2 protein-coding genes are annotated in these 1,391 nt (G+C 48.0%); both read left to right on the top strand.

Annotated elements, in window-relative coordinates:
• The first annotated feature begins 183 nt into the window (after window positions 1-183).
• Window positions 184-780, top strand: a complete 597-nt coding sequence (locus QZ506_RS19200) for a phage N-6-adenine-methyltransferase (RefSeq protein ID WP_291973179.1) — start codon at window positions 184-186, stop codon at window positions 778-780.
• 96 nt (window positions 781-876) lie between these two features.
• Window positions 877-1,248, top strand: coding sequence for a helix-turn-helix domain-containing protein (locus QZ506_RS19195; protein ID WP_291973176.1), 372 nt, complete (start codon window positions 877-879; stop codon window positions 1,246-1,248).
• The last annotated feature ends 143 nt before the right edge of the window (window positions 1,249-1,391 follow it).

Here is a 1,391-nt window from a genome sequence, read left to right as displayed (position 1 = left end):
GCGCTGCTTGAGGGCCTTGTTATAAGAGGGCCAGTTGGTGATTTTAACATTTTGTTTTGCCATGGAGACCTGATTTTGAAACAACTGTGGTGATCTGCTCCGATGATTACCCAAAAGTTCTATTTATTCAACAAAGCCCCTTATAGCCAAAAACTAAACAAACTGCGCTCGCGTACTAGACACATGCTGGCAGACGTAGGAGACCAGTGGCGCACGCCTGATGATCTCTGGTGGGGAATTAATGCAAAATTCGGGCCATTCGTTCTTGATCTGTTTGCTGACAACCATAACGCAAAATGCGAAGCCTTTTATACGGCAGAGGATAATGCGCTAACGCAAGACTGGTCTGTCCGTCTGGCAGAACTCGGCGGTGTCGCCTACGCCAATCCACCCTACAGCCTCGCATCCAGGCACGAAGGGCAATACATCACAGGTATGACTCACATTATGCAGCACACCATGGTAATGCGTGAGCGCGGCGGTCGTTATGTGTATCTCATCAAAGCGGCCACGAGTGAAAGCTGGTGGCCTGAAAATGCCGATCATATTGCTTTTATCCGTGGGCGAGTTGGATTTCAGCTTCCCGACTGGTTTATCCCTGCTGACGAAAAGCAGAAACCGTCTGGCGCTTTCTTTGCAGGAGCTATTGCCGTCTTTGACAAAAACTGGCGTGGACCCGCGACCAGCTACATCAATCGTGAAGAACTGGAATCGATGGGGCGTATGTTCATCAACCAGATCCAGCGTGCTGCACTCAGGATCCAGGGGATCGCAGCATGATGCACACACCAGAGTTTAACCTTATCAACCACACCATAAATCGCATCAATTGATGACCGGTCACGTAAAGCATGCAAAAGGATAACAGAGGCAATTATGTGTGAAATAAGGCTGGACGATGAGCCATTTACGCTTATCGAAGCTGCTGCATTCCTTAAAAAATCACAGCGTACCGTGCGATCGCTGATCAAGGCGGGCTTACTGACGGCAAGGAAAAGTGGCCCAAATGGCAAAGGCCATTACGAAATACTTAAATCAGAGTGTCTTGCATATTACGGCAGGGCATCACAAAATCAGGCCGTGAATGCAGAGATCGGCCATCAACAAAAAGGTAACAATCGATGGCACTCAAACAACGTTACGGCAATTGGTACTGCGACTTTGTCGAGCCGGACAGTGGAAAAAGAGTTAGAAAATGCCTTAACACGACATACAAGAAACAAGCGCAGGAACTCTATGATCAGCTAAGATGTACTAGCTCAGACCTGATCTGACAGTTACCGATTATTTATACAGGTGTCTGTCAGATTACATCTGGTTCAGATTCTTTTCTGCCCAGATCCGTTTTCCATCGAGTAAAGTGGCCATCGGCGTACGCCCGCAGCACGTTT

The organism is Candidatus Symbiopectobacterium sp. (assembly GCF_020054415.1).
Lineage (GTDB): Bacteria > Pseudomonadota > Gammaproteobacteria > Enterobacterales > Enterobacteriaceae > Symbiopectobacterium.
This window is presented reverse-complemented; position numbering and strand designations above follow the sequence as displayed.

Bases quoted from the DNA above. Each gene is read 5' to 3' on its own strand.
- QZ506_RS19200 (WP_291973179.1), top strand. From the start codon at position 184: ATGCTGGCAGACGTAGGAGACCAGTGGCGCACGCCTGATGATCTCTGG.
- QZ506_RS19195 (WP_291973176.1), top strand. From the start codon at position 877: ATGTGTGAAATAAGGCTGGACGATGAGCCATTTACGCTTATCGAAGCT.